General features: G+C 68.7%; 19 protein-coding genes, 2 tRNA genes, 1 pseudogene and 1 riboswitch. Of the genes and pseudogenes, 6 read left to right on the top strand and 16 right to left on the bottom strand.

What is annotated here, in order from left to right:
- Window positions 1-91 precede the first annotated feature (91 nt).
- The 5 genes from MTBUT4_RS04455 to accC all read left to right on the top strand — a co-directional run bounded on the left by MTBUT4_RS04455 (window position 92) and on the right by accC (window position 7321).
- The gene (locus MTBUT4_RS04455) at window positions 92-769 is read left to right on the top strand and encodes an HAD family hydrolase (RefSeq protein ID WP_173978460.1); all 678 of its coding nucleotides are present in this window, start codon (window positions 92-94) and stop codon (window positions 767-769) included.
- Entirely contained in the window at window positions 766-2712 is a 1947-nt protein-coding gene (locus tag MTBUT4_RS04450; protein ID WP_173978459.1) for an AsmA family protein, read from the top strand. Before MTBUT4_RS04455 ends, MTBUT4_RS04450 begins: the two co-directional genes overlap by 4 nt.
- Window positions 2713-2735: 23 nt before the next feature.
- Entirely contained in the window at window positions 2736-3446 is a 711-nt protein-coding gene (locus MTBUT4_RS04445; protein ID WP_173978458.1) for an ATP12 family chaperone protein, read from the top strand.
- Between the two features lie 182 nt (window positions 3447-3628).
- The gene (locus MTBUT4_RS04440) at window positions 3629-5176 is read left to right on the top strand and encodes an acyl-CoA carboxylase subunit beta (protein WP_173978457.1); all 1548 of its coding nucleotides are present in this window, start codon (window positions 3629-3631) and stop codon (window positions 5174-5176) included.
- Between the two features lie 156 nt (window positions 5177-5332).
- On the top strand, window positions 5333-7321 hold the full coding sequence (gene accC, locus MTBUT4_RS04435) for an acetyl-CoA carboxylase biotin carboxylase subunit (protein WP_173978456.1): 1989 nt from the start codon (window positions 5333-5335) through the stop codon (window positions 7319-7321).
- A 16-nt stretch (window positions 7322-7337) separates the two neighbouring features.
- Here accC and MTBUT4_RS04430 read toward each other — a convergent pair.
- The 12 genes and pseudogenes from MTBUT4_RS04430 to MTBUT4_RS04375 form a co-directional block, all read right to left on the bottom strand.
- A pseudogene (locus MTBUT4_RS04430) lies at window positions 7338-7667 on the bottom strand (IS5 family transposase); the annotation flags it as partial.
- Between the two features lie 164 nt (window positions 7668-7831).
- A complete protein-coding gene (gene atzF, locus MTBUT4_RS04425) occupies window positions 7832-9568 on the bottom strand; it encodes an allophanate hydrolase (RefSeq protein ID WP_173978455.1) in 1737 nt (578 codons plus the stop codon).
- Between the two features lie 2 nt (window positions 9569-9570).
- Window positions 9571-13164, bottom strand: coding sequence for an urea carboxylase (gene uca / locus MTBUT4_RS04420; RefSeq protein ID WP_173978454.1), 3594 nt, complete (start codon window positions 13162-13164; stop codon window positions 9571-9573).
- A 2-nt stretch (window positions 13165-13166) separates the two neighbouring features.
- Window positions 13167-13808, bottom strand: coding sequence for an urea amidolyase associated protein UAAP2 (locus tag MTBUT4_RS04415; protein WP_173978453.1), 642 nt, complete (start codon window positions 13806-13808; stop codon window positions 13167-13169).
- Window positions 13809-13811: 3 nt separating this feature from the next.
- Window positions 13812-14537: an urea amidolyase associated protein UAAP1 gene (locus MTBUT4_RS04410; RefSeq protein WP_173978452.1), complete on the bottom strand. Its 726-nt coding sequence runs from the start codon at window positions 14535-14537 to the stop codon at window positions 13812-13814.
- 80 nt (window positions 14538-14617) lie between these two features.
- Window positions 14618-15403 (bottom strand): ABC transporter ATP-binding protein, encoded by a 786-nt coding sequence (locus MTBUT4_RS04405; protein WP_173978451.1) that lies wholly within the window; start codon window positions 15401-15403, stop codon window positions 14618-14620.
- Between the two features lies 1 nt (window position 15404).
- On the bottom strand, window positions 15405-16229 hold the full coding sequence (locus tag MTBUT4_RS04400; protein WP_173978450.1) for an ABC transporter permease: 825 nt from the start codon (window positions 16227-16229) through the stop codon (window positions 15405-15407).
- A 13-nt stretch (window positions 16230-16242) separates the two neighbouring features.
- The gene (locus MTBUT4_RS04395) at window positions 16243-17316 is read right to left on the bottom strand and encodes a putative urea ABC transporter substrate-binding protein (protein WP_173978449.1); all 1074 of its coding nucleotides are present in this window, start codon (window positions 17314-17316) and stop codon (window positions 16243-16245) included.
- Between the two features lie 118 nt (window positions 17317-17434).
- A riboswitch (guanidine-I (ykkC/yxkD leader) is annotated at window positions 17435-17538 on the bottom strand.
- A 96-nt stretch (window positions 17539-17634) separates the two neighbouring features.
- Window positions 17635-17856 (bottom strand): hypothetical protein, encoded by a 222-nt coding sequence (locus MTBUT4_RS04390; protein ID WP_173978448.1) that lies wholly within the window; start codon window positions 17854-17856, stop codon window positions 17635-17637.
- A 73-nt stretch (window positions 17857-17929) separates the two neighbouring features.
- Complete coding sequence (locus tag MTBUT4_RS04385; RefSeq protein WP_173978447.1) at window positions 17930-19504, bottom strand: hypothetical protein; 1575 nt, start codon at window positions 19502-19504, stop codon at window positions 17930-17932.
- 23 nt (window positions 19505-19527) lie between these two features.
- Complete coding sequence (locus MTBUT4_RS04380; RefSeq protein ID WP_173978446.1) at window positions 19528-20187, bottom strand: hypothetical protein; 660 nt, start codon at window positions 20185-20187, stop codon at window positions 19528-19530.
- A gap of 204 nt (window positions 20188-20391) precedes the next feature.
- Window positions 20392-20498 (bottom strand) — tRNA-Ser (locus MTBUT4_RS04375).
- Between the two features lie 162 nt (window positions 20499-20660).
- Here MTBUT4_RS04375 and MTBUT4_RS04370 point away from each other — a divergent pair.
- Window positions 20661-22109: a hypothetical protein gene (locus MTBUT4_RS04370; RefSeq protein WP_173978445.1), complete on the top strand. Its 1449-nt coding sequence runs from the start codon at window positions 20661-20663 to the stop codon at window positions 22107-22109.
- Between the two features lie 488 nt (window positions 22110-22597).
- Here the strand turns inward: MTBUT4_RS04370 and MTBUT4_RS04365 are convergent, their stop codons facing one another.
- The 4 genes from MTBUT4_RS04365 to MTBUT4_RS04350 form a co-directional block, all read right to left on the bottom strand.
- The gene (locus MTBUT4_RS04365; protein ID WP_173978444.1) at window positions 22598-23914 is read right to left on the bottom strand and encodes a plasmid recombination protein; all 1317 of its coding nucleotides are present in this window, start codon (window positions 23912-23914) and stop codon (window positions 22598-22600) included.
- Window positions 23915-24186: 272 nt separating this feature from the next.
- Window positions 24187-25257, bottom strand: a complete 1071-nt coding sequence (locus MTBUT4_RS04360) for an AAA family ATPase (protein ID WP_173978443.1) — start codon at window positions 25255-25257, stop codon at window positions 24187-24189.
- 343 nt (window positions 25258-25600) lie between these two features.
- Window positions 25601-25676, bottom strand: a tRNA-Thr gene (locus MTBUT4_RS04355).
- Between the two features lie 48 nt (window positions 25677-25724).
- On the bottom strand, window positions 25725-26141 hold the full coding sequence (locus MTBUT4_RS04350; RefSeq protein WP_254434735.1) for a tellurite resistance TerB family protein: 417 nt from the start codon (window positions 26139-26141) through the stop codon (window positions 25725-25727).
- Between the last annotated feature and the right edge of the window lie 131 nt (window positions 26142-26272).

Here is a 26272-nt window from a genome sequence, read left to right as displayed (position 1 = left end):
CCATAGCCGACCCGGCTAGCCGCCGCCACTGTTCCGGAGGCCTGGGTTGCGGTATGGTCTTTCCATTGCGACCCGACAACCCGCGGATGCCATGAGCGACCTGCGCCTGGTCGTGTTCGACGTCGACGGCACCCTGATCGATTCCGAGCACAACATCGTCACCGCCATGACCGAAGCCTGGTCACGGATGGAACTCGGCGTGCCCGACCCGTCCGACGTGCGCCGCATCATCGGGCTGTCGCTGGTCGAGGCCTGCTCGGTGCTGCTGCCGTGGGCGCCGCACAACCTCCACCGCGCCGTCGCCGAGGCCTACAAGGACGCCTTCCGCGCGCTGCGGCTGCTGCCCGACACCGTCGAGCCGCTGTTCCCCGGCGTGCGCGAGGCCCTGGACGAGCTGGATTCCGCCGGCTGGCTGCTCGGCCTGGCCACCGGCAAGTCGCGCCGCGGCGTGCAGGCCATGCTGGACGCCCACGGGCTGGAGGGCCGCTTCGTCACCATCCAGACCGCCGACGACAATCCCAGCAAGCCCCATCCGTCCATGCTCTACCGCGCCGCCTCGGATTGCGGGGTCGAGCCGCCCAATTTGGTGATGGTGGGCGACACCGCCTATGACATGCTGATGGCCGGTGCCGCCGAATCGGTGGCGCTGGGGGTGTCGTGGGGCTACCACACCATGGAAGAGCTGCGGGCGGCCGGGGCCGAGATGGTGATCGACAGCTTCGACAACCTCTGCGACATCGCGGCGACGCTGACCGGGACCCGCCGATGAAGCCGGGCCGTGCCCTCAAGCTGACCGTCGCCCTGGGTGCCGCCTTCGCCATCGGCCTGGTGGCGGCGGTCAAGGCCATCGACCTCAAGGCCTACAAGCTCCAGATCGCCCAGCGGGTCGAGGCGCTGACCGGGCGCGATCTCGCCATCGCCGGACCGCTGGAGCTGCGCCCCGGCCTGCCGCCCATGCTGGTGGCCAGGGGGGTGACCCTGTCCAACCCGCCCGGCGCCTCGCGCGCCGACATGATCAAGGTCGCCCGGGTCGAGGCCGAGGTCGCGCTGCTGCCGCTGCTGAAGCGCGAGATCCGGGTCCGCCGCCTGACCTTCGTTGCCCCCGACATCCTGCTGGAAGGGAGCGGCCGGGGCGGCGGCAACTGGCATTTCACCAGCGCACCGGATGCGCCGCAGGGGCGGATCGCGACCACCCGCTTCGACCTGTCCGAGGTGCGCATCAAGAACGGCCGGCTGGCCTGGCGCGATGCCGCCACCGGCGCCGGCGATTCCGTCAACCTGCACAAGGTGTCGGTGCAGCCGCAGCAGACCGGTGCCGCCGGCCTGAATCTGCGGGTGGTCGGCGACCACCTGTCGCGCGATTTCGAGATCACCGGGCGGCTGGGAACCGTGGAGCAGGCCGAGGGCGGCAAGCCCTGGCCGCTGCAGCTCAACGCCGCCATGGCCGGCATGAAGGCATCCGCCCAGGGCACCGTCCTGGCGCCGCTGGCCGGCAGCGGCTTCGACCTCAAGCTGTCCGCCCAGGGCGACGACTTCGCCGAGGTGCTGCGGCAGCTGGGCTTCGACGAGGCGATCCGGCGCGGCGCCGGCGGTCCCTTCCGCTTCGCCGCCCGGCTGGGCGACGGCGACGGCCGCCCCGGCCTGTCCGAGATCGATGCCGCCTTCGGCCGGCGCGACCAGGGGCTGGTCTCGGCCAAGGGGGTGGTGCGCGACCTGCCGGCCGGCGCCGGCATCGAGCTGGCGCTGACCTATGAGAGCGACGGCCTGGCCGCGCTGTCGCCGCTGGCCGGGCTGGCGCTGCCGGCGACGGCGCCGCTGAAGGCCGCGGCCACCCTGCGCGGCGGCGGCGGCGCCTGGACCCTGGCCGACCTCAAGGCCGGCCTGGGCGGCAGCGACCTTGCCGGCACCCTCGACATCGACCTGAACGGGGCGAAGCCGCGCCTGCGCGGGCAGCTCACTTCGGCGGTGCTGGTTCCGGCCGACATCCTCGCGCCCCGTCCCGGCGACCGACCCGAGCGCCGCCCGTTGCCGTCCGGCGCGGTCCTGCCCGAGGCCACCCTGTCGCTGCAGGTCGGTCGCCTGCCGCTGGGCGCCGCCACCCTGTCCGATCTGGCCGCCGACATCCGGGTCGGTCCCGGCCGGATCGCGCTGAGCCCCGTCCGCGCCGTGCTGGCGGGCGGCACGATACGGGGCGGAGCGACCATGGAGACCGCGGCGTCGGGGGTGTCGGCCCGCCTTGCCGTGACCGGCGGCGGCATCGATTTCGGCCGCCTGCTGCGCGAGGCCGGCAGCGAGGCGGTCGAGGGCGGCGCGTTCGAGTTCCGGCTGCAGGCCGGCGGCAGTGGCGCCGATCTGGCCTCGGCGCTGGCCGCGGCCAGCGGCCAGGGATGGCTCGGCGTGACCGAGGCCAAGGTCGCCGCCGGCGACGGCGGAACCGAACCGGGTCGCACCGTTCTGGCGGCCCTGGCGCCGCTGGCCGGGGAGGACGGCATCGCCGTCCTCGATTGCGCCGGGCTGCGCTTCGCGCTGAAGGAGGGGATCGCCGACGCCGGGTCCGGAATCGCCGCCGAAGGCCCCATGGGGGCCCTGAGCGGCGGCGCGCGCTTCGACCTGCGCGCCGGCACCCTCGCGCTCGATCTCGCCGCCGCCCCCCGGCGTCCCGGCGCCGCCTCGGGCTGCCGCGCCCTGTCCCGGGACTTGCCGGGGCGCTGATTTTCGCCTATGTCCCCTGAACCATGACAAGCAGACCCATCAAGCGCTTCTACAAGCGCGCCGAGGCGGCGCCGGCCGGTCCGGCCTTCTCCGTGCGCCTGGACGGGCGTCCCGTCCGGACCCCCGCCGGCAGGCCGCTGGAAGTGCCGACCCAGGCCCTGGCCGAGGCGATCGCCGCCGAATGGGAGGCGCAGGGCACCGAGGTCAAGCCGCACCACATGCCGCTGACCCAGCTGGCCAGCACCGCGCTGGACCGCATCGGCCCCGAGCGCGAGGCGATCCTGGCGCAGCTGATGAACTACGCCGCCACCGACCTGCTGTGCTACCGCGCCGGCTTCCCGCCCGATCTGGTGGAACGCCAGGCCCGCCAGTGGCAGCCGCTGCTGGACTGGGCGCGCGACGCCCTGGGCGCCGATCTGGTGGCCACCGAGGGCGTGATCGCCGTCGCCCAGCCCGAGCCGGCCCTGGCCGCCCTGGCCGCCCGGCTGCGGGGCTACGACACCTGGCGGCTGACCGCGCTGCAGATGACCGCCGCCGCCGCCGGCTCGCTGGTGCTGGCGCTGGCCCTGGTCGAGGGACGGCTGGGCGCGGACCAGGCCTTCGCCCTGTCGCAGCTGGACGAGACCTACCAGATCGAGCAGTGGGGCGAGGACCACGAGGCCGCCGACCGGCGCGCCACCCTGGCCCGCGACATCGCCGCCGCCGGCCGGCTGCTGACGCTGGCCGCGGGCTGATCCGTCACCCCGCCGTCATATTCTGCAACAATCCGTGAGCGGGGCGGCCCCGTTTTTCGGTGGCACCGGCGCCCGGCTAATGATATTCCAACCGGCCTGACCATAAGGGTGGGACCGCCGCCCGAAGGTGCCCGCACCCACCGCACTTTCCCACGCGGGACCTTGGCATACGGGGAACACGGATGCAGGAAATCATTCGCCAGCTCGACGAAAAACGCACCCGCGCCCGCCTGGGCGGCGGCGAGCGCCGCATCAAGGCCCAGCACGACAAGGGCAAGCTGACCGCGCGCGAGCGCATCGAGCTGCTGCTGGACCCGGACTCGTTCGAGGAGTGGGACCTGTTCAAGGAGCATCGCTGCACCGATTTCGGCATGGGCGATACCGAGGACCCCGAGAAGCACATCCCCGGCGACGGCGTGGTGACCGGATACGGCACCATCAACGGCCGCCTGGTCTTCGTCTTCTCCCAGGACTTCACCGTCTTCGGCGGCTCGCTGTCGGAAGCCCACGCCGAGAAGATCTGCAAGATCATGGACAAGGCGGTGCAGGTCGGCGCCCCGGTGATCGGGCTGAACGATTCCGGCGGCGCCCGCATCCAGGAAGGCGTCGCCAGCCTGGCCGGCTATGCCGAGGTGTTCCAGCGCAACGTGCTGGCCTCGGGCGTGGTGCCGCAGATTTCCATGATCATGGGTCCCTGCGCCGGCGGCGCGGTGTACTCGCCGGCCATGACCGACTTCATCTTCATGGTCAAGGACAGCTCGTACATGTTCGTGACCGGCCCCGACGTGGTGAAGACCGTCACCCACGAGGTGGTCACCGCCGAGGAACTGGGCGGCGCCGTCACCCATTCCACCAAGTCGGGCGTCGCCGACCTGGCCTTCGAGAACGACGTCGAGGCGCTGCTGCAGCTGCGCCGCTTCGTCGACTTCCTGCCCGCCTCGAACCGCGAAAAGCCCCCCGTCCGCCCCACCGCCGACGCCGCCGACCGCATCGAGATGAGCCTGGACACCCTGATCCCGGACAATGCCAACAAGCCCTACGACATGAAGGAGCTGATCCTGAAGGTCGTCGACGAGGGCGACTTCTTCGAGGTCCAGCCCGGCTATGCCGGCAACATCGTGGTCGGCTTCGCCCGCATGGAAGGGGCCAGCGTCGGCATCGTCGCCAACCAGCCCATGGTGCTGGCCGGCTGCCTGGACATCGATTCCTCCATCAAGGCGGCGCGCTTCGTGCGCTTCTGCGACGCCTTCAACATCCCCGTCGTCACCTTCGTGGACGTGCCCGGCTTCCTGCCCGGCACCGCCCAGGAATACGGCGGCATCATCAAGCACGGCGCCAAGCTGCTGTACGCCTATGCCGAGTGCACGGTGCCCAAGGTCACCGTCATCACCCGCAAGGCCTATGGCGGCGCCTATGACGTGATGAGCTCGAAGCATCTGCGCGGAGACGTCAACTTCGCCTGGCCGACCGCCGAGATCGCGGTGATGGGACCCAAGGGCGCGGTGGAGATCATCTTCCGCCAGGACATGGGCGACCCGGCCAAGATCGCCGCGCGGACCGAGGAATACCGGCAGAAGTTCGCCAACCCCTTCATCGCCGGCCATCGCGGCTTCATCGACGACGTGATCATGCCGCACTCGACCAGGAAGCGCATCTGCCGCTCGCTGGCCATGCTGAAGGACAAGGACCTGAAGAACCCGTGGCGCAAGCACGGGAACATCCCGCTTTAGGTTAAAAAATGGACCACAAAGGCACAAAGAACACGAAGGGAAAGGAAGGCGCGCGCAGCGCGCGGAACTCCTTCTTCTTCCCTCCTCTTTGTGCCTTTGTGTCTTTGTGGTGAAATTTTTTTCTCCCGCGTACTGAGCGGGAAGGGGGAAGAGAAGATGTTCTCGAAGATCCTCATTGCCAATCGCGGCGAGATCGCCTGCCGCGTCATCAAGACCGCCCGCAAGATGGGCATCAAGACGGTGGCGGTGTATTCCGACGCCGACAAGGACGCCCTGCACGTGCAGATGGCCGACGAGGCGGTGCATATCGGCGCGGCGCCCTCGGCCCAGTCCTACCTGCTGGCCGACCGCATCGTCGAGGCCTGCAAGGCCACCGGCGCCCAGGCGGTGCATCCCGGCTACGGCTTCCTGTCCGAGAAGCGCGAGTTCCAGGAGGCGCTGGCCGCCGCCGGCATCGCCTTCATCGGCCCCGACGCCCACGCCATCTTCGCCATGGGCGACAAGATCGAATCCAAGAAGCTGGCGCGCCAGGCCGGCGTCAACACCGTGCCCGGCCATCTGGGCGTCATCAAGGACGCCGAGGAAGCGGTGAAGATCGCCCAATCCATCGGCTATCCGGTGATGATCAAGGCGTCGGCCGGCGGCGGCGGCAAGGGCATGCGCCTGGCCTGGAACGATGCCGAGGCGCGCGAGGGCTTCGTCTCGGCCACCAACGAGGCCAAGTCGTCCTTCGCCGACGATCGCGTCTTCGTGGAAAAGTTCATCGAGCAGCCCCGCCACATCGAGATCCAGGTGCTGGCCGACGGTCACGGCAACGTGCTCTATCTGGGCGAGCGCGAATGCTCGATCCAGCGCCGCCACCAGAAGGTGATCGAGGAGGCCCCCAGCCCGTTCCTCACCCCCGAGACCCGCAAGGCCATGGGCGAGCAGGCCTGCGCCCTGGCCCGCGCGGTGCAGTACAAGTCGGCCGGCACCGTCGAGTTCATCGTCGGCGGCGCCACCGGCGAGTTCTACTTCCTCGAGATGAACACCCGCCTGCAGGTGGAGCATCCGGTGACCGAGATGATCACCGGCATCGACCTGGTGGAATGGATGATCCGCGTCGCCAACGGCGAGAAGCTGGGCTTCACCCAGGACGACATCAAGCTGACCGGCTGGGCCATGGAAAGCCGCGTCTATGCCGAGGACCCGTTCCGCAACTTCCTGCCCAGCACCGGCCGCCTGACCCGCTACCGGCCGCCGGCCGAGGGCCCGCACGTGCGCGTCGATACCGGCGTCTACGAGGGCGGCGAGATCAGCATGTTCTACGATCCCATGATCGCCAAGCTGATCACCTACGGCCCCACCCGCGACGCCGCCATCGCCCATATGCGCGACGCCCTGGACGCCTATTACATCCGCGGCCTGTCCCACAACATCCCCTTCCTCGCCTCGCTGATGAGCAAGGAGCGATTCGTCAAGGGCAACCTCACCACCAACTTCATCGCCGAGGAATACGCGGCCGGCTTCCACGCCGACGATTTGCCGGCCGAGGACCCCACCTTCCTGATCGCCGTGGCCGCCTCGGTGCAGTTCCATGTCGGCGAGCGCGACGCCAAGGTCTCGGGGCGCTTCACCGGCCACGAGGCGCGGGTGCCCAACGAATGGACGGTGGTGCTGAACGGCCAGTATCACGACGTCGAGGTGCGCCGCTCGGAAGGCGGCTACGCCGTGGTGCTGGGCGGCGAGGCGCTGGCGGTCAAGACCGACTGGGAAATCGGCCAGCCGCTGTTCAAGGGCAGCATCGACGGTCATACAATCTGCGTCCAGGTCGATCGCGACGGCATCGGCTATGTGCTGGCCCATGCCGGCAGCCGCGCCAAGGTGCTGGTGCTGACCCGCCGCACCGGCGAGATGAACCGGCTGATGCCGTTCAAGGCGCCGCCGGACATGTCCAAGTACCTGCTGTCGCCCATGCCCGGCCTGCTGCGCAGCGTCGAGGTGGAGGAAGGCCAGGAGATCAAGGCCGGCGAGCCGCTGGCGGTGGTCGAGGCCATGAAGATGGAGAACATCCTCAAGGCCGAACGCGACGGCGTGGTCGCCAAGCTGCACGCCAAGCCCGGCGAGTCGCTGGCGGTCGATCAGAAGATCATCGAGTTCGCCTGAAGCGGGGTCCTTTCGCCCCCTTTTTTCCCGTGGTCCCGTGCTGCTGAACACGGACACAGGTCAAGTCGATCATGATGATATCGCCATCGTATGCCTTGGAGGTTTCCTCCAGGAGCCGATACCAGACGCCCGCCTTACGCCAACGGACGAACCGGTTGTGGCAGGTGGTCGGCGGGCCGTAGCGTTCGGGCACTTCCGCCCAGGGCGAGCCCGTGCGGAAGCGCCAAAGGATGCCGTACAGGACCCGGCGGTCGTCGACGCGGGGAACGCCACGGGGCTTGTTCGGGAGCAAGGGTTCAACGATCGACCATTCGTGTTCCGTCAACTCGTACCGCCGCCGCGCCATCGATCCCCGTCCTGCCTGAGGGAATCGTTGAATCACGACACGGCACGAGAGGGAGGCCTGTTAATGCGGTTATACGGTCATAGCTACGTCAGCCGCCGTGTCCGCGAGACCGCGCCCAAATACGGCTTTGACTTCAGGTGCAACGTCGCGCCACGCCGACCCAATTAACGGGAGAGAAAGGCCCTCCATCCTCCGTAGGCGGTAATGTCGGTCGCGCCGTCCAGGCCGGCCGGCTCGCAGACGAATCCCTTGACCAGGGTGCCCTCGGCGAGGCGGACGCTGCCGATGGCCAGGGGGGGCGGCACCGCCGCGGTGAAGGTGCCAAAGGCGGCGGCCTCCATGGCGTAGACCTCGACCTCGATTCCCGGTCCGGCGAAGCCGGGGGTGTGCACCAGGCCGGGCTTGGGCGGGGTGGTGCCGGCCAGCGCGTAGAGGCGGTAGTCGGGGGTGGTGCGGGTGCGGGCCACCAGCTGCGCGCCGCGCTCGGTCAGCTGGCCGTGCAGCGGCTGGCCTTCCAGGTGGGCGCCGACCACCGCCAGGCGGATCAGGCCGTCGCCCGCCGCCTCGGCGGCCTCGGGCAGGGCCGCGCGGGCGGCGCCGAAGCTGGGTTCCAGGCGGCGGTGCAGATTATCGGCGACGCGCGCCAGGTCGTCGTCGGCGAAGGCCGGGGCCACCAGGGTGACGCCGAAGGGCAGGCCGTCGGCGCGGAAGCCGGCCGGAACCGCCACGGCGCAGCAATCCAGCAGGTTGACGAAATTGGTGTAGTGGCCCAGCTGCGAATTGAGGCGGATGGGATCGGCCTGGACGTCGGCGACTTTGTGGATGGTGGGCGCGGTGGGCAGCAGCAGCACATCCATCTTGCGCCACTGCGCATCGGTCCGCTGCTTCAGCGCCGCCAGGGCGTACCGGCCGCGGAAGGCGTCCACCGCGGAATGGCCGCCGGCGCCCTCGACGATCTTGCGCACGGTGGGGTCGAAGTCGTCGGCGTTGCTGGCGAGGAAGTCCTCCAGCGCCGCCAGCCGTTCGGCCACCCAGGGGCCGCCGTAAAGCAGGATGGCGGCCTCGCGGAAGGGGGCGAAGTCGATCTCGACCAGTGCGGCGCCCAGGCTTTCCACGGCGCGGGCATACAGGGCGGCGGCCTCGGCATCGCCGTAGAACGCGCGCTCCGCCGCTTGCGGCACGCCGACGCGCAGCCCGGCCAGGGGCAGCGGCCGGGGTGGCTCGGCGCGGCTGAAGGGATCGGTGGCGTCGAAGCCCTGGGCGATGCGGCGGACGGCCGCGCCCTCGCCGGCGCTGGCGGCGAACACGGTGACGCAGTCCAGCGAGCGGCAGGCCGGCACCACCCCGGAGGTGGACAGCAGCCCCTTGGTCGGCTTGATGCCGACGATGTTGTTGAAGGCGGCCGGCACCCGGCCCGAGCCGGCGGTGTCGGTGCCCAGCGCGAAGGCCACCTGGCCGCGCGCCACCGCCACCGCCGAACCGGAGCTGGAGCCGCCCGAGACGTAACGGTCGTCGAAGACGCAGCGCGGCGCGCCATGGGGCGAGCGCACGCCGACCAGCCCGGTGGCGAACTGGTCCAGATTGGTCTTGCCCAGCACCACCGCCCCGGCGGCGCGCAGCCGCGCCACGGCGGGGGCATCGGCGGCGGGGGTGTAGGCGAAGGCCGGGCAGGCCGCGGTGGTGGGCAGGCCGGCGACGTCGATGTTGTCCTTCACCGCGAAGGGCACGCCGTAGAGCGGCAGCGCCGGGTCCAGCCCGGCCAGCTCGGCCAGCACCTCGGCCTTGGGCCGCAAGCTGATCCACACCGCCGGATCGGGGCAGGATTCGATGCGGGCATAGGCCAGTTCGATCACCGCGGCGGCATCGCCGGCCGCCCGGATGGCCTCCAGGGTCATGTCCATGCTCACCCCTCCTCCTCGATCACCAGCAGGCGCTGGCCGGCCTGCACCGTCCTGCCGGTGCGGCACAGCACCTCGCGCACCACGCCGCCCACCGGGCTGCGCACCTCCATCTCCATCTTCATGCTTTCCAGCACCGCCACCACCTGGCCGGGCTCGACCTTGTGGCCGGGTTCGGCCAGCACCTTCCAGACATTGCCGGGGATGGGACTTTCCACCGCCGCCTGGCCGTGCGGCAGCGCCGGCTCGGCATCGGGGGCGGCTCCGGCCCCGTCGACCTCGGCCACATAGGTGGCCAGGCCGAGATCGCGCCAGCGCTGGCGCTCGGCCTCGAAGGCGGCCTGCTGGCGCGCCTTGAAGGCGGCGATGGAGGCGGCGTTGTCGGCCAGGAACCTGCGGTAGTCGGCGAGGCGGAAGGTGCCCTCCTCGACGGCCAGCTCGTATTTGCCGTGGGGGAAGGCGTCGCGCGCCTCGGCCAGTTCGCGCGCGCTCACCGGGAAGAAGCGGATCTGGTCGAAGAACCGCAACAGCCACGGTTTGCCGCCGGTGAAACTGGCGGTCTGGCGATGGGTGTTCCACACCTGCACGGTGCGGCCGACGAACTGGTAGCCGCCCGGCCCCTCCATGCCGTAGATGCACATATAGGCGCCGCCGATGCCCACCGCGTTCTCCGGGGTCCAGGTGCGGGCCGGGTTGTACTTGGTGGTGACCAGGCGGTGGCGCGGATCGACCGGGGTCGCCACCGGCGCCCCCAGGTAGACGTCGCCCAGCCCCAGCACCAGATAGCTGGCGCCGAACACCACGTCCTTGACCGCCTGCTCGTCCGCCAGGCCGTTGATGCGGCGGATGAACTCGATGTTGGACGGGCACCAGGGGGCGTCGGGGCGGACCAGCTCCTGGTACTTGCGGATGGCCAATCGGGTGGATTCGTCATCCCACGACAGCGGCATGCGCACGGTGCGGGTGGGCACCGCGATCTCGTCCACCGGCGGCAGCTCGGCGATGGCCGCCTCCAGCAGCGAGCGGGTGCGGGCCAGCGACAGGCGCGCCGGGTCGACATGGACCTGCAGCGAGCGGATGCCCGGCGTCAGGTCCACCAGCCCGTCCGGCTTTTCCGCCTGCAGCCGCTGCATCAGCGCGTGGGCCTGGAAGCGCAGGGTGAGGTCCAGCTCGAGCGGGCCGAACTCGACCAGCAGGTTGTCGTCGCCGGACTGGCGCAGCACCACCGCCTCGTTGCCCTCGCGCATGCGGCCCAGCACCGGGCTTTCGGCGCGGCCGGGAGCGAGGTGCGGCGCCGCCACCGGCGCCAGGGTGCGGATGGCGCGGTCCTGGGCCTCGCGCAACGCCGCCGCCTGGTCCTGGTCGAGGCGGACGAAGCGCACGCGGTCGCCCGGCTTCAGCTGGCCGACCTTCCACAACTCGGCCATGGCGACGGTCACCGGACAGACGAAGCCGCCCAGGCTGGGGCCGTCCGGCCCCAGGATGATCGGCATGTCGCCGGTGAAATCGAGGGCGCCGACGGCATAGGCGTTGTCGTGGATGTTGGAGGGATGCAGCCCGGCCTCGCCGCCATCGGCCCGCGCCCATTCCGGCTTCGGCCCGATCAGCCGCACCCCGGTGCGGGCGCTGTTGAAGTGGACCTGGTACTCGGCCTCGAACAGGGTGGCGATGTCGGCCTCGGTGAAGAAGTCCGGCGCCCCGTGCGGCCCGATCAGCACGCCGATGCGCCAGTCGTGGGTGAGCGCCGGGCGGATTTCCTCGGGCACCGCGTCGGCGGCCAGGCTGCCCGCCCCGTCGCGGTTGAGGCGCAGCACGTCGCCGGTGCGCAGGGTGCCGGTGGCATGCCCGCCGAAGCGGCCGAGGGCGAAGGTGGAGCGGCTGCCGAGATAGAGCGGCGCGTCGAAGCCGTGGCGCACCGCCAGGGTGGCGCGGTTGCCGGCGCCCCGGGCCGCGCCCATGGCCAGCACCTGGCCGGCCGCCACCGCCACGGCGCGGCAGGGCGGCACCGGCACGCCGTCCAGGGTGGCGCCCATGTCGGCGCCGGCCAGGGCGACCACCGTCGGGGCGTTGAAGCGCAAGGTCGGCCCCGACAGGGTGATCTCCAGCGCCGCCGCGTCCTCGGGATTGCCGAGCAGGCGGTTGGCGAGGCGGTGGGACAGCGGGTCCATGGGGCCGCTGGGCGGCACCCCGACGTCCCAGTGGCCGAGGCGCCCGGGCCAGTCCTGCAGGCTGCTCTGGGCACCGGGGGACAGCACGTCGATGGTGGCCGGCTGATAGGCGAAGTCGGCCAGCGCCCGGGTCGAGACCCGCCCCGCCGCCAGCATGTCCGAGGCGGCGATGGCGGACAGGTAGTCCAGGTTGGTCTCGATGCCGTAGACGTGGGTATCGGCCAGGGCGCGGCGCAGCCTGTCCAGCGCGTCGGCGCGGTCGGCACCGGTGACGATGATCTTGGCCAGCATGGGGTCGTAGAACGGCGTCACCTCGGTGCCGCTGTCGATCCAAGTATCGACGCGGGGCCCGGCGGGGAAGTCCACATGGGTGAGCCTGCCGGAACAGGGCAGGAAACCCTTGCCCGGGTCCTCGGCGTAGAGGCGGACCTGGATGCTGGCGCCCTTCGGCTCGGGCACCGTCATGTCGGCCGGTTCGCCGGCGGCCTGGCGCACCATCCATTCCACCAGGTCGATGCCGGTCACCTGCTCGGTGACGCCGTGCTCCACCTGCAGGCGGGTGTTGACCTCCAGGAAGTAGAAGCGGTCCTCGGAATCGTCGTAGATGAACTCCACCGTGCCGGCCGATTCATAGGCGACGTGCCGGCCCAGGCGCACCGCCGCGTCCAGCATGGCGGCACGGGTGGCGGCGGGCAGGTTGGGGGCCGGGGTCTCCTCGACCACCTTCTGGTTGCGGCGCTGCAGCGAGCAGTCGCGTTCGCCCAGCGCCACCACGTTGCCCTTGCCGTCGCCGAAGATCTGCACCTCGATGTGGCGGGCGCGGGCGACGTACTTTTCCAGATAGATGCCGCCGTCCTTGAAATTGGCTTCCGACAGCCGGCGCACGGTGTCGAACAGCGGAGCCAGTTCCTCGGGCGTGTTGCACAATTGCAGGCCGATGCCGCCACCGCCGGCGGTGCTCTTGATCATCACCGGATAGCCGATGCGCCCGGCCTCGGCGCGGGCCTGATCCAGCCCGGCCAGCAGGCCGGTGCCGGGCAGCAGCGGCACGCCGCAGGCCAGGGCCGCCTCGCGCGCCGTGTGCTTGAGGCCGAAGCGGCGCATGTGGTCGGGGCTGGGGCCGATGAAGCGGATGCCCTCGGCGGCCAGGCGCTCGGCGAAGCCGGCATTCTCCGACAGGAAGCCGTAGCCGGGATGCACCGCTTCGGCACCGGTGTCCTTGCAGGCTTTGACGATGGCGTCGATGTCCAGATAGGACTGCGCCACCGGAGCCGGACCGACGCACACCGCCTGGTCGGCGGTCAGCGCGTGGGCGGCGTGGCGGTCGGCCTCGGAATAGACGGCGACGGTGGCGATGCCCATGCGCTTCAGGGTGCGGAAGACGCGGACGGCGATGGCGCCGCGATTGGCGACCAGGACCTTGGCGAACATGGTCATTCCCCCCACACCAGGACCTCGACCGGGGTCGGGTTGTAGGCGTTGCAGGGATTGTTGAGCTGCGGGCAGTTGGAGATCAGCACGATGACGTCCATCAGCGCCCGCATCTCCACGTACTTGCCCGGCCCCGACATCCCGTCGGCGAAGGTCAGGCCGCCCTCGGAGGTGATGGGCACGTTCATGAAGAAGTTGATGTTGTGGGCGAGGTCGCGCTTGGTCAGGCCGTACTGGTCGTTCTCGGCCAGCGCCAGCAGGTACGAATCGCGGCAGGCGTGCATGGTCTTCTTGTCCAGGGCATAGCGCACGGTGTTGGACTCGGTGGCGCAGGCGCCGCCCAGGGTGTCGTGGCGGCCCACGGTGTCGGCGACGATCTCCAGCATGGGGTTGCAGTCCTGCGACATCAGCACGCTGCCGACGCCGAGATAGACGTTGCCCTGCTCGCGGATGGTGTCGCTGGCGGAATAGCGCTCGGCCGGGTCGGCGGCGGCGTAGAACAGGGTGTCGGCGGCCTGGTTGCCGTCGCTGTCGACGATGCGCAGGGTCTGGCCGGCCTTGACCACGTGCATCCAGTAATCGCCGGCGGGAATGGTGGCGCGATAGACGGCGTCGGCGGGGGAGAGGGCGCTTTCCTTCAGCATGGTTCAGCCCTCCCCGCCGCAGCACAGGTGGTGGATGCGGTTGTTCTCGAAGCCGCGGCCGTTCTCGGGCCGGAACGTGCGGCAGTAATCGTCCGCCGCCACCGGTTCGGCCTTGAGCAATTGGTAGGTCACCGGCTTCCTGGGATAGTCGGCGGCCGGGTTCATGGGATGCGGGCAGGTGTGCATCAGCACCAGGGTGTCCATCTCGAAGCGCAGGGTGACGTGGTCGCCGGCCTTGGAATTGGCCGGGTCGAACACCAGGGCGCCGTCGTCCTTCACCGCCACCTTGCTGAACCAGTTGACGTTGGCGCCCATGTCGCGGCGGCCCAGGCCGTACTTGCCGCCCTCGACCAGGAAGGAATCATGGCCGTTCTGGGCCCAGTCGTTGCGGCTGCCCTGGTAGTCCTTGTGGCCCCATTTGCGGGCCACCATGGCCTTGGTGGTGTTGCCGCACACGGTGTCGTGCCAGCCGACGCCGTCCTCGACCACCGAGCAGAAGATGCGCCCCATGTCCGAATACAGGCAGTTGCCGCGGGTGAGCCTGAAGGTGTGCTGGCACTTCAGGGTGTCGGGGGCGTTGTAGCGCTCCAGCAGGTTGGCGGGGTTGTAGAACATCATGCCCACATTGGCGCCGCCCTCGACGTCGATCAGCTTCAGCGCCAGGCCGCGCTTCAGCACCATCGACCAGTGCTTGCCGCCGGGAAGGGTGTCTTGGTACAGCACGGACATCGCTGCCTCCTCTGACCGGGCCGTCCCGGTCGAAAAGGCCCCTTGCGTGGGCCGGGTCGTCCCGGCCGGGGCGGATGGGTTCAGGCGGGTTGGTCCGCCACCTTGTCGGCCAGCCCGACCATGGCCTCGGCCCGTTCGCGGGCCGAGCTGCGGTCGAGGGCCAGGTCCAGGGTAATGGTGGCGCCATAGGCGCCGATCTCCTCGGGCCGCGTCTTGTAGCGGTCGAAGGCGACCAGGCGGGTGCCGAGGTGGAAGGCCTCCTTCAGGTCGTGGGTGACCATGAAGACGGTCATGCCGGTCTCGTCGAACAGGCGCAGCATCAACTGGTGCATGTCGGCGCGGATGCCGGGATCGAGGGCGCCGAACGGCTCGTCCAGCAGCAGCACCTTGGGCTTGGTGATCAGCGCCTGGGCGATGGCGAGGCGCTGCTGCATGCCGCCCGACATCTGCGCCGGATACTTGTCGCCGGCGTGGTCCAGGCCGACCGAGGCCAGGGCGGCAGCGGCCTGCTCGAGCACAGCCTTGCGCCGCGAGCCGAACAGGCGGCCCAGCAGCGGCGCGCGCGCCACCTCGGGTCCGAAGGCGACGTTCTCCAGAGCGGTCAGGTGCGGGAACACCGAGTAGCGCTGGAACACCACCCCGCGTTCCGCGGTCGGCTCGGGCGGCAGGTCCTGGCCGTCGATGCGGATGAAGCCGCGGGTCGGGGCCTCCTGGCTCAGCAGCATGCGCAGGAAGGTGGACTTGCCGCAGCCCGAGGGGCCGACGATGGAGACGAAGGAATGGGGCGCCACGTCCAGGTTGACGCGCTCCAGCACCACGTCGCCGTCGTATTCCTTCCAGACGTGGCGGATGGTGACCTCGGTCATGTCACGCCCCCCTGCCGGCGGCGAGCCAGGGGAACAGGCGGCGGTTCAGCGCCCGCAGGGCAAGATCGGCGGCGAAGGCCAGCAGGGTGATCCAGGCCACGTAGGGCAGGATCACATCCATGGCCAGGTAGCGCCGCACCAGGAAGATGCGGTAGCCCAGCCCGACCTCGGCGGCGATGGCCTCGGCCGAGATCAGGAACAGCCAGGCCGGCCCCAGCGACAGCCGCACCGAATCGATCAGCCGCGGCAGCATCTGCGGCAGCACCACCCGCAGCACCACCTGCCAGGAACTGGCGCCCAGGGTCTGGGCCTTGATCAGCTGCTCGCGCGGCAGCTCCTCGACCCGGGCCTGCAGGTCGCGCATCAGGAAGGGGGCGACGCCGATGACGATCAGCACCACCTTGGACAATTCGTCCAGGCCGAACACGATGAACAGGATGGGCAGCACCGCCATGGGCGGCACCATGGAGATCACCGCCACCAGCGGTGAAAATCCGGCGCGGACATAGGGCAGCAGGCCGTTGCCGATGCCCACCACCAGGCCGGCGGCGGTGGCCACCGCCAGCCCCATGCCCAGGCGGGCCAGACTGGCGGCGGTATCGGCCCACAGCAGGACGGTGCCGGTGCGGCGATCGGGGGTGAACGCCACCCGCACCACCGCGTCGGCCAGGACCGAGAACCCGGGCAACAGCTTGTCGTCGGGGTTCTCGGCCAGCCGCAGCGATGAGCCGGTGGCGTACAGGGCGATCAGGATCAGAAAGGGCAGCAGCCCCAGATACAACGCGCCCTGGCGGCTGGGCCGCAGGTTGATCAATCGCCGCGCCATGGCCGGCCTCCGCCTACAGCTTGCCGTCGGCGGCCTGCTGCAGGTAGGTGTCGTCGAAGCGCATCTTGACGTTCTTGGGGTTGCCCAGGGTCTTGCCGCCGGGGAAGGCGATGCCGACCGCGTCCTTGGTCTTGGCGCCCTCGCCCAGCAGGCCGTGGTCGAACGAGAAGGTGCGGACCAGGTCCATGGCCTTGACGATCTCGGGGCTGCGGGCGAAGGCCAGCGAGGCCTTGGCGTCCCAGTACATGAAGGTGGTCTTCAACTGGGCATCGTAGCCGGCCAGGTCGGTGCCCGACAGCTTGGCCATCTCGGTGCGCGCGGCCTTGCCGGCGGCGTCATCCGCCTTCATCAGCGCCAGGGTCTCGAACCAGGCGCCGGCCAGGGCCTTGCCCAGCGCCGGATTGTCCTTCAGCGTGTCGGTGTTGACCACGGTGAGATCCATGATCTCGCCGGGGATCTTGCTGGAATCGAAGGCCAGGATGCGGCCGGGACCCTTGGCCACCTCGGCCAGCTGCGGGTTCCAGGTGACGATCGCGGTGACGTCGGCGCTGGCGGCGGCGGCGACGATGTCGGCGTCCGAGGTGTTGACCACCTTGATGTCCTTCTCGGCCAGCTTCACCGAATCGAGGGCGCGGGCGAGCAGGTAGTGGGACACCGAGAGCTCGACCAGATTGACTTTCTGGCCCTTGATGTCCTTGACCGACTTGCCCTTCTTCAGCACCAGCCCGTCATTGCCGTTGGAATAGTCGCCGATGATCAGCGCGGTGGTATCGACGCCGCCGGCGGACGGAATGGTCAGCGTGTCCATGTTGGTGACGGTGACGCCGTCGAACTTGCCGGCGGTGTACTGGTTGATGGATTCGACGTAGTCGTTGACCTGCACCAGTTCGATGGAAATGCCGTACTTGTCGGCCCATTTCTTGACGATGCCGGCCTGCTGGGCATAGGGCCACGGCATCCATCCGGCATAGATGGTCCAGGCGATCTTGAAGTCCTTCTTCTCGGCCGCCTGCAGGGGCGCGGCCAGGCCGAGCGCCAGGGCCAGGGCCGTCGCGGCAGTCGCAATGCGCTTAATGGAAATGGCCATTCTAGGAACCTCCGGTCCAGGGTCTCGCTATCCTGTCGGGGAGGGCCTCTCGGGCCTTCGGGCGGGCGCTTCGCGGAAGGGCCTCGCCGGAAGGAACGGACGCTCCTCCTCGGTTTGAACCTCCCGGGCTTTTATCCCTCCGTGTGTCCGCCCCTTGCGGAGCGGATTGCGACTCTCGGACCAGTCACCGTGGAAACGGCCGGAACCCTAGACGCGATGGCGGCTTTGCCAGAACCGTGCCAGAGCCAAGCCATTGATCTTGTTGCGGCGCACGCCGTGTCACCGAAGATGGCGCCCACGCTTTAGGCAGATCGCCGCCTAAATGGACAGCAGCGCCACACCAAGGAACACCAGTGCAACCCCACCCCAGCAGGCCGCTCCGATGCGCACCTTCAGGAAGATCCAGCCCAGCAGCACGCCCACCACCATGAAGGCCGACGCGGCGACGGCGGCGATGGCGGCATCCTCTCCGGCAGCGCCCAGCAAAAAAGCGGCGGCGAACAGGGCGCAGGCCAGCGCGCAGGCCAGGGCGGCCACCATTGTAGCCGCTGCGAATTGAACTGCGAAATGAGGCCGAGGATGCGGAGCGTGGGTCGCATCCACGGCGTCAGGATCACAGCAGCCCCAGACCGCGCCCGAAGGCGGTGGTCAGGTGGTCGGCGTCTTCCTTTCCCAACACCCGCCCGAAGGCGGCGGTGGTTTTGGGACCGATCCAATTGTCCACCTTCAGGGGCTCCCAATCATCGTGGTGCTGGGGGCCGATGGTGTTCAGGGTCTCCTGCAACACGCCCCCCTCGACCTTGGGCGATTTGCCATCGTCGCCCGAGCGGAGCAGCGGGCCGAAGGCGCTGTGGGTGGCGGCCTCCAAGCCATCGACGGTGCCGCTGCGTTGGGCGTTGCGGGCGAAGGTGTTGAAGCGGCCCAGCGCCAGGCCGTCCTGCACCTTGGCCGGCCCCAGCCGGGCGGTGGCGTGCTTGAGGGCGAAGTCGGTCTGCGGGCCGTATTGGCCGTCCTCGATCACCGGCCCCAGCTTGGTATAGGGGCCATAGGCGGGCGAGCGCGTTGGCAACGGATTGGCCTGGTTGAGGATGTTCAGGCCGCGTTGCAGACCCTTGACCGCGTTGTCGGTGCCATCGCTGCCGGCGGCCTCGGCCACCTGCTGCCCGATCCTGGCCGTCGCCTGCCACAGATCGCCGCCATCGGGGGTGGTGTGGGGGCTGATTTGTTCGGGGATGGGGCGGATGGGCTTGGGCTCGATGGGCTTGCCGCCGTCATACTTCTGGGGGCCGTCGCCATAAATGGCGACATGCCAATTCTGCACCTTCTCGTAGGTATGGGCTTTCAGCGGATCACCCGACCGCCAGCCGCGATAGTCGCCCTGGGCCGAGGCGATCATGTCCTTCATCTCGCCTTCGGTGAGCGTGTCCACCGGCTTCAGCAGGGCCGACCGGCCGGGGTTGTCGATGGGCTTGCCGGCCATTTCGATCATGGACGCCACCTGGGGATCGGCGGGGGCGTTGGACTGTTTTTGTTCCTGCGCGGGAGCGGGCGTTGGGTCCGGTTCCGGGACGGGGGGCGCGGTCGTCACCGGCACCGGCGTAGGCTCGGGTGTCGGTTCGGGGGTGGACGCGGGCGGCGGGGATGGCGGAGCCGGCTGAGGCTGAACGGGAGTGGGCGCCACCTTTCCTCCCGTCTCCTTGGTATGGTCGGTCGCCGTGCCGACGCCGATGGGGGTGCCGCGTTTGTCGATGGCACCCTCTCTTCGAGCCATCGCCTGCATCAGACGCTGATATTCCTCGGGACTGAGGCTATCCAGGCGACGATTGACATCAAGGCCGGAGAAGTTGCCGATATCCTTGGTGTAGCCGGGGACGTTGTTCTTGTCGGATGGAGGGGCGTAGATCGGGACCATGTCCTTGATGGTGAGATCCTTATAGCGCTTGTCGTTGCGCAGAAGGTCGGCCTTCGCTTTCATCCCCGTTTCCATGTCCGGGAAGATGGCGAAGCCTCTCTCGTCATAGCCGATGGCACCGGCACCACCTTTCAGATTGCCCGGATTGTTGTTGCGCCAGGGCTTCTTGCCGCCGGCATGAGTTGCTGTTTTGTTCCCTTCGGCATCATAATACTCGATGCCAATTTCACCGTTGGGCAGTTTGACCTGCTTGGCTTTTTGAGCTTTGCCGCCCATGACATTCTCCTTTCAGCCGCTTCTTAGCGGAATTGAGTTTCGGGATCGGATTCGATATCGGGGTTGGACAACCCCAGTTCCTTCTGGAACGCCTCCGTCACCGAGCAATAGCGCGATTTGGAATTCTTGCGGGACACCCTGACGAAGGCGAATTCATTGGGGGACTTGGGAGAACCTTTTTCCAGTCGATAGGTCGTGAACGTCACCGTCTCCGGGTCGCCATAGCTTCCCGCGATTTTCCTTTCGGCCTGCACGATCATGGTCGCCGAAGGCGTGCCTTCCTGGTGCCGCACCACAAGTCGGATATCTCGGGTCAAGCAATACATCCCTTGATTCGTGGTGAGTTCCAACCGTCCGACCGGTGGGGCCAAGTCCGGGAACGAAACCACATACCAGTGGATGCCCTGGTTGCCGACACCGATATCTTCATCGGTAAAGATGGTGAAGCTGTAGACCGAGAAGCTGTGCGGACTGGGGTTCGGGGCGCTGTAGCGCGACTTCACCACCAGATCCTTGTTCCCGTCCCCGTCCAAGTCCACCCAATTGGGGCCATGAACCAACGGCACCATGTCCTTGGGATCGAATTTGGGGGGCGGAGACTCAGCCCAGGCGGATACAGGGGGTGCCAGCGACACCCCTGCCGCTACAGCCAGAACCGCCAGCTTGTTGCACGAATGCCCCATGGACGAAGCCTCCATCGATCAGACGGGAGGGAACAATATAGGAACATATGCCGCATGTCAAGGGCGGGCTTACTTGACGTAGGCTGGCGCGATGGGGTGGTGGAAGAGGTCACCTTGGCATTCGCGAATGCCACAACATGGTTTTCCCGACTGCGCTTGGGTGCGCCTCAGTGCGGAAAAACCGCTTAATTTCTGAAGGATGGATGGTGCCGGCGGAGGGACTCGAACCCCCGACCTTGGCTTTACGAAAGCCCTCGCATCCAAGAAAAATGCGGTTTTCACGTGGTGATATGCACTGTTTCACGCCCTGCCAGTGTTGACAAAATGGCGGATTTCCAGGACCATTCCTCTCAAATGCCGCACACCTCGCACTTTTCCTCTCGGGTGCTAGCGGGCAAGACGGGGAGGTGGGAATGGTCGGGTCCAAGCGTGCTGCCTCCTCTGCGTCCGACAGCGAGCCGACGCGGGTTGTATTGGACGAGGGAGCCTACCTGTATCGGCGCACGGGTGCCAAGAAGGGCCGCTGGCAACTCTATGCCTACGTCGATGGCGACGAGGTCAAGCAATCCACCGGCACCGCCGACCTTGAAGCAGCCAAGGTCATCGCGCGCAAGGCGCTGACCGCCGCGCGCGAGCGCCGGGCCAGGGGCCAGAGCGCCCGGCGCCACCTGTTCGCAGACGTGGCGGAGCAGTTCTTGAAGGAACGGGTGGGCGGCGAGGCGGATTGGCGCCGACTGTCCGAGGACGAGGTGCGCAAGCGCAAGTTCGTGCGCCAGCGGATGGTGGACTACCTGCTGCCCTATTTTGGCGAGCGCATCGGCCGCAAGCCGCTCGAGGAAATCAACAGCGCCCAGATACGCGCCTATGCCGGTTGGCGGCAGGAACGGCGGGGCGAAATGGTCGAGGCCCGCCGAAAGCACAACGCCGAGCGCATTGCGCAAGCCCGTGAGCGCTGGACCAAGTCCGCCCGCTTGCAGAAGGCATTTCCGAATGTCGAGGACTACCTGCCCAGCGACAGCCTGGGCAGCATCCAGGCGAAGGTGTCGGCGGCGGCCATCAACAAGGAACTGTCCATCCTGCGCGCCATCTTCGCCTTCGCGCAGGAAAAGGGCTGGGCGCGCAAGAACGACCTTCCCGACGTCGAGAACGTCAAGATCGGCAACTCCATCTTGCGCAACGGCTTCACCGAGGAGGAGTTCAAGAAGCTGCGGGACACGGCGCGCCAGCGGTTCAACGACGCCCGCGACGAGGCGATGCGCATCTACCGACAGCGTTTCCCGCAGTCCCTTGCCGAGGAACTCCTGGGCGACCAGTGGAAGCAGGACGCGACCGCGTGGTCCCGCTTCGTGCTGTGGTGCGCCATCGACATCCTGGCCGGGACGGGAATGCGCCCCTCGACCCTGGTGCGCCTGACGCGGGGAATGGTGCAGAGCCGCCCGGTGCCGGAATGGGACGAGGTGCCGCCCGAGTGGCTGGCGACCGCCGAGACGCCCTACATCCTGACCGGCCTGACGCACAAGGGGTCGCAGCGCTTGCGCGAGATGAAGCGCAAGTGGGCCATCGTGCCCGAGGCCAAGTGCTGGCCGGCCATCACCCGCCTGCTGAATGCCCGACCGCAGGCGCCGGACACGCCCCTGATCGACATCCAGCCGCTGTCATTGAACAAGGCGTTCAAGAAGGTGTTGCGCCAATGCGGCCTGGAGCATACCGGAGACGGCCTACCCCGCAGCCTCTACGACCTGCGGCACTACTACATCACCAAGGCCCTGTTGGCCGGTCAGCCAACGGCGAAGGTCGCGGTCAATACGATGACCTCGTTGCAGATGATCGAGCGCCATTACAACCACGTCCCGGACCAACAAAATTTCGAAGACTTCGCCATCCTGAAACTGCCGACCACCCGCCGCCGGTCGTCGGGCTGAACCGCCTGGGTGCTTGGCAAGACGCGAGGGCGGCAAGGTGGCAAGGTGGTCTGTCGCGCGGGCCAATCGCTTTACCTGCTGGGACAGCGGAAGGCTCTCCGCAGGGCTGCGCCCTGCACCCCGGAAACGCATTGATAGCGTGGCGTGGATGCCGCACAATCTTCCGGCAGCATTTGAGGGGGCGTAATGATCGGCAGGGGCGCCACATTGGGAGCCTGTTTGCTAATAGCCCTGGTCGTGGCGTGCGACGACGGCTATTTGCGGGGTGCTGTCGAGGCATCGCCAGATGGGCGGACTTACCTCGCCATTCATGACGACAACGGCGGTGGGTGCGGCCCAATCAAGGTCGATGGGGAGGTCTGGCCCTTTCCCATGCGGACCCCAAGGGCTATTGAACCCGGGCGGCATACGATTGAATGCGGTATCGCCATCGAGTTCGACATCCCAAAAGGCAAACTCTTCAAGTTCGATTATTGGGGGCCGTAGGCTCAGCGTTCCCGCCCTCGTTCGCGCACAACCTCTACCCGAGCCGTTTCCTTGGCCGACACAAGCCAGTCGCGCAGCCAGCCCACTACCCGACCATGGGTTTCGCGGAGTGCCTCGCCGCCTTCCTGACGCAACCACGCCCGGACGCCCTCCACCACGTCCGCCGCCGGCAGGTGCAGGTCTGAGGCGTGGCCCAAGGCACGGGCGCCGCGGTCGAACAAAAACGCGAAGTGCCGTCGGGCGCGGTGCTCCATCGCCGCCCGCCACGACCCAAACTGGCGCAGATCGGCGGCATAGGCGGCCAGCCCACGCTCGAACGCCTTCCACGGCTCGGCCCGGCCGTTGCGCAACCGCTCCACCGCCAGCGTGTCCTCGAACTCCGCCCGCAGGGCTTTACGGTCGATGAAGCCGTCCATTGCCCGCTTCATCCCATCGATCGCCGCGCGTTCCCCGGCCAGTTCCTCGACCAGCGCCGACCGTGCCCGTTCCGCATCCGCGCGGGCTGTCCTCCGCTCGTCCTCAGCCTCCGCGTGCGCGGCCTTGGCCGCCACCGCCAGCAGGTCGGCGCCGTGTCGCAGTGCCTCGGCCCGCGCCTGTTCCGCTATTGCCGCCAACCGAGCGTCGTGGGCAATGTCGCGGTCCCGCTCTGCCGCCGTCGTGGCGTCGCCCAGGCGAGCATAATAGGCGCGGATGGGCTCGTGCTGCGCGCCCGATTGACGGAGCCCACGCCGCAGGCCAAGCGGCGCCATCGCTGCCGCGTAGCGGTCCTGCCGCTCCGCGAACGCGCCCTTGCCCGAGCCGAACACGGCGTCGTGGTTCATTGTCCAGCCGATGGTCGGCGGCGGACGGGTGCCATCCTTGCGCGTCCGCCCCCGCGCCTTCTTTTCCGTCCTGACGGTCGTGGTTGCCCAGCAATGCAGGTGGGGCACCGCCTCGTCGCCGTGCAGCACCACCGTGACTAAGTTGTCGCCCCATTCGGCGCGCAGGAAGTCCAGCGCCGCCGCCTTCCACGCCGCCAGCCGCTCGGCGTCCCAGTCGCCGTCTCGCCCGCCGAAGAACGATGCGCTTGCGGTCAGCAGCACCTCGCGCGCCAGCACTTGGCCGGGCCGGGGCTCGACGCCCACTGCCGCCAGCCGGGCCTGCACATCGGCCACCACATCGCCGGTGCCCACCATCACCTCGTTGCGGTCGCGCCGGCCGGGGTCGATGTTCTTGCCGAGCCATTGAGCATCCCGGCTGGTGTGGGCGGACGCCTCGCGCAGGGCCGCCCAGGTATGCGACTTGCGCCCCATCCGCAGCACGCAGAACGGTTCCGACATCGCGTGTCCCCCATCATTCCGACCGCCGTCGACATCGGGCGCGATTGCACGGGGGCAAGCCCCCGGCACCTACTCCGCCGGGTTTCGCCTTGCGAAAGCCGGCCCGTAGGCCGGGGCTCTGCCCCTGGACCCCTTGCCTGTCGTTGCAGCCGAATCCGCCTTCGTCATGCCGCGTGGCGCTCCTGCGCGGCGAGGGGGTGCCCCATTCCGTGGGGCGGAAACGCGAAGGGCGGCCATTGGCCGCCCTTTCGTGTTCGTGGCCTTCGTCGCGGTCAGGCGGCCAAGAACCGGTCGCCTTCCGCCAGGACCAGCCTGGCCTTCATCAGGGCGGCCCGGGCCTCGCGGAACGCCCGGTTCGGGTTCGCCCCGCCGACGGCCCCGGTCGCCTTGGCCTGGTCGCGCCATTCGTCGTCGGTCAGGCCGCCTTCATGGGCCGCCAACACCGCCAGGACGGCCTGCTGGTTCTTGCCCGAGGGCGCCGCGTCGGCCGGCGCGGCGCTACCCTCGCGCACCTCGCCTTCAAGGACCGCGACCGGGGTCAGGATGGGGTCGCCATCCGCGTCGATGCCGACCTCCACGGCCTCCATCCCGAAGCCAAAGGCCAAATTGTCCTTTCCGTCCTTCATCTTGCGGACGAACACCTCCATGCCGGCGTCGCCCTTGCTGACCCGGAGCACGGCGTCCGAGGCGCCTTCCAGAACGCTGCTGCCGCGCAACTCATCGGCCTCCTTCGGCGTATGATGGACGAACAACACGGCGCAGCCGAGGGCTCGGCGGACCAGTTCGCCGGCCTCGATCAGGCGCGCCATGTCGGCTTGCCGGTTCTCGTCGCCATCGCCGAAACACCGGGCGAGGGTGTCGAACACCACCAGCCGGACTGGCTGGCCGCCGAACCGGTGGTGGATGTCCAGGACGAGCTGCTCGACGTTGTCGGCGTCGAGCAGGTTGCTGGGCTGCGGCAGGACCGCGACGCCATCGCAGCCGTCGAGGTCGAGGCCGTGGAACCGGTGCCACGCCTTCACCCGGTTCTGCAGCCCCACGACCCCCTCGCCCGCGACCAGGGCGACGTTGCCCTGCGCCGTCCGACGGCCGAAGCACTGCATTCCGTGGGCGATGGACAGGGCCATCGACAGGACGAAGAACGTCTTGCCGGCCCCCGGCTTCCCATAGACCACCTGGAAGCCGTTGGCCGGGACAAGCCCCTTCACCAGCCATTCGGCGGGCGGCAGGGCCATGATTTCCGACAGGGTCAGGAACCGGTTGCGGGGCCGGAAGGCCGCATCCAGCGCCGAGGCGAGGTCGAGGTCGTGGGGCGCCTTGAAGGGCTTGCGCTCATAGCTCATGGTCGTGCTCCTGCTTGGTCGTGCCGGGGCGGGGGTGCCCCAGCGCGGCGGATATGAACGTGCAGGAGCGCCGGCCAAAATCCGCCCTGGCATGCGCTGGCGGCATTTGACCGTGCGAGCGAACGGCCTCACCTCCACGGGCTGGGCAGGCGGAGCGGCAGGGACGGACGGGACGGTTTCTTAGGGAAACCGTCCCGTCCGTCCCTGCCACCGGGCGCGCGTGGGCCGCCGGAAATGCGGAGGGCGGTTCCTCGCAGTTTTCCTCGCAACTTTGCGAAGGCGAGTGCCTGCGAGGCTGGGCCGCGAAATCTTGTGGGGAAGTGACGCGCTGATGCGCTAGAAGTGGTGCCGGCGGAGGGACTCGAACCCCCGACCTTGGCTTTACGAAAGCCCTGCTCTACCAACTGAGCTACGCCGGCCCGAAGGCCCGGGAAGTTAGCCTTCCGGGGCCTCGAATGCAAGTCCGCTCACGTCTCGGTTTCGGGGCGGACGAAGCGGGCCCGGGCGCCGCGTTCGATGGCCGCCGCGGTCAGGCGGTCGATGTCCAGGCGGTGGCGGATCAGTTCGAGCAGGCGGATCACCTCCTGGTGCGCCTCGCCGTCCGAGGCGGCGACATCGCAGGCCAGGGCATAGGCGGTCTCGCGCAGGCGAGGCGGCAGCGAGGCGCGGATCACCGAAAGCGTGCGTTCCAACCCGTCGTCGGCGTCCATCATGTCGGCGCAGGCGCCGGCGGTCTGGGGCAGCATGTCGGGGTCGTAGTCGTGGAACACCGGCAGGAAGTTGACGATTTCGCCGATGGTGCCGAGTTCGGCGTCGGTCATGTCGCCGTCCGCCGCCGAGATCATCACCATGACATAAACCAGGGCCGCGTGATGGCTGAGCATGTCCGCTTTCCTTCCCTGTTCCGCCTCGACGGACTTTAGGCTTGCGATGGCGCGGTGCGTCAAGCATAGATTCGGGTGGGGGCATGATGGATAAGGCCCGGACATCGGAGGGGGTGTCCGAGGGGAGGCCT

It is taken from the genome of Magnetospirillum sp. UT-4, from assembly GCF_902729435.1.
Taxonomy (GTDB): domain Bacteria; phylum Pseudomonadota; class Alphaproteobacteria; order Rhodospirillales; family Magnetospirillaceae; genus Magnetospirillum.
This window is presented reverse-complemented; position numbering and strand designations above follow the sequence as displayed.

Bases quoted from the DNA above. Each gene is read 5' to 3' on its own strand.
- MTBUT4_RS04390 (WP_173978448.1), bottom strand. From the start codon at position 17,856: ATGGTGGCCGCCCTGGCCTGCGCGCTGGCCTGCGCCCTGTTCGCCGCC.
- MTBUT4_RS04395 (WP_173978449.1), bottom strand. From the start codon at position 17,316: ATGGCCATTTCCATTAAGCGCATTGCGACTGCCGCGACGGCCCTGGCC.
- MTBUT4_RS04385 (WP_173978447.1), bottom strand. From the start codon at position 19,504: ATGGGCGGCAAAGCTCAAAAAGCCAAGCAGGTCAAACTGCCCAACGGT.
- MTBUT4_RS04360 (WP_173978443.1), bottom strand. From the start codon at position 25,257: ATGAGCTATGAGCGCAAGCCCTTCAAGGCGCCCCACGACCTCGACCTC.
- MTBUT4_RS04450 (WP_173978459.1), top strand. From the start codon at position 766: ATGAAGCCGGGCCGTGCCCTCAAGCTGACCGTCGCCCTGGGTGCCGCC.
- MTBUT4_RS04440 (WP_173978457.1), top strand. From the start codon at position 3,629: ATGCAGGAAATCATTCGCCAGCTCGACGAAAAACGCACCCGCGCCCGC.
- accC (WP_173978456.1), top strand. From the start codon at position 5,333: ATGTTCTCGAAGATCCTCATTGCCAATCGCGGCGAGATCGCCTGCCGC.
- uca (WP_173978454.1), bottom strand. From the start codon at position 13,164: ATGTTCGCCAAGGTCCTGGTCGCCAATCGCGGCGCCATCGCCGTCCGC.
- MTBUT4_RS04400 (WP_173978450.1), bottom strand. From the start codon at position 16,229: ATGGCGCGGCGATTGATCAACCTGCGGCCCAGCCGCCAGGGCGCGTTG.
- MTBUT4_RS04380 (WP_173978446.1), bottom strand. From the start codon at position 20,187: ATGGGGCATTCGTGCAACAAGCTGGCGGTTCTGGCTGTAGCGGCAGGG.
- atzF (WP_173978455.1), bottom strand. From the start codon at position 9,568: ATGGACATGACCCTGGAGGCCATCCGGGCGGCCGGCGATGCCGCCGCG.
- MTBUT4_RS04445 (WP_173978458.1), top strand. From the start codon at position 2,736: ATGACAAGCAGACCCATCAAGCGCTTCTACAAGCGCGCCGAGGCGGCG.
- MTBUT4_RS04365 (WP_173978444.1), bottom strand. From the start codon at position 23,914: ATGTCGGAACCGTTCTGCGTGCTGCGGATGGGGCGCAAGTCGCATACC.
- MTBUT4_RS04350 (WP_254434735.1), bottom strand. From the start codon at position 26,141: ATGCTCAGCCATCACGCGGCCCTGGTTTATGTCATGGTGATGATCTCG.
- MTBUT4_RS04415 (WP_173978453.1), bottom strand. From the start codon at position 13,808: ATGCTGAAGGAAAGCGCCCTCTCCCCCGCCGACGCCGTCTATCGCGCC.
- MTBUT4_RS04405 (WP_173978451.1), bottom strand. From the start codon at position 15,403: ATGACCGAGGTCACCATCCGCCACGTCTGGAAGGAATACGACGGCGAC.
- MTBUT4_RS04410 (WP_173978452.1), bottom strand. From the start codon at position 14,537: ATGTCCGTGCTGTACCAAGACACCCTTCCCGGCGGCAAGCACTGGTCG.
- MTBUT4_RS04455 (WP_173978460.1), top strand. From the start codon at position 92: ATGAGCGACCTGCGCCTGGTCGTGTTCGACGTCGACGGCACCCTGATC.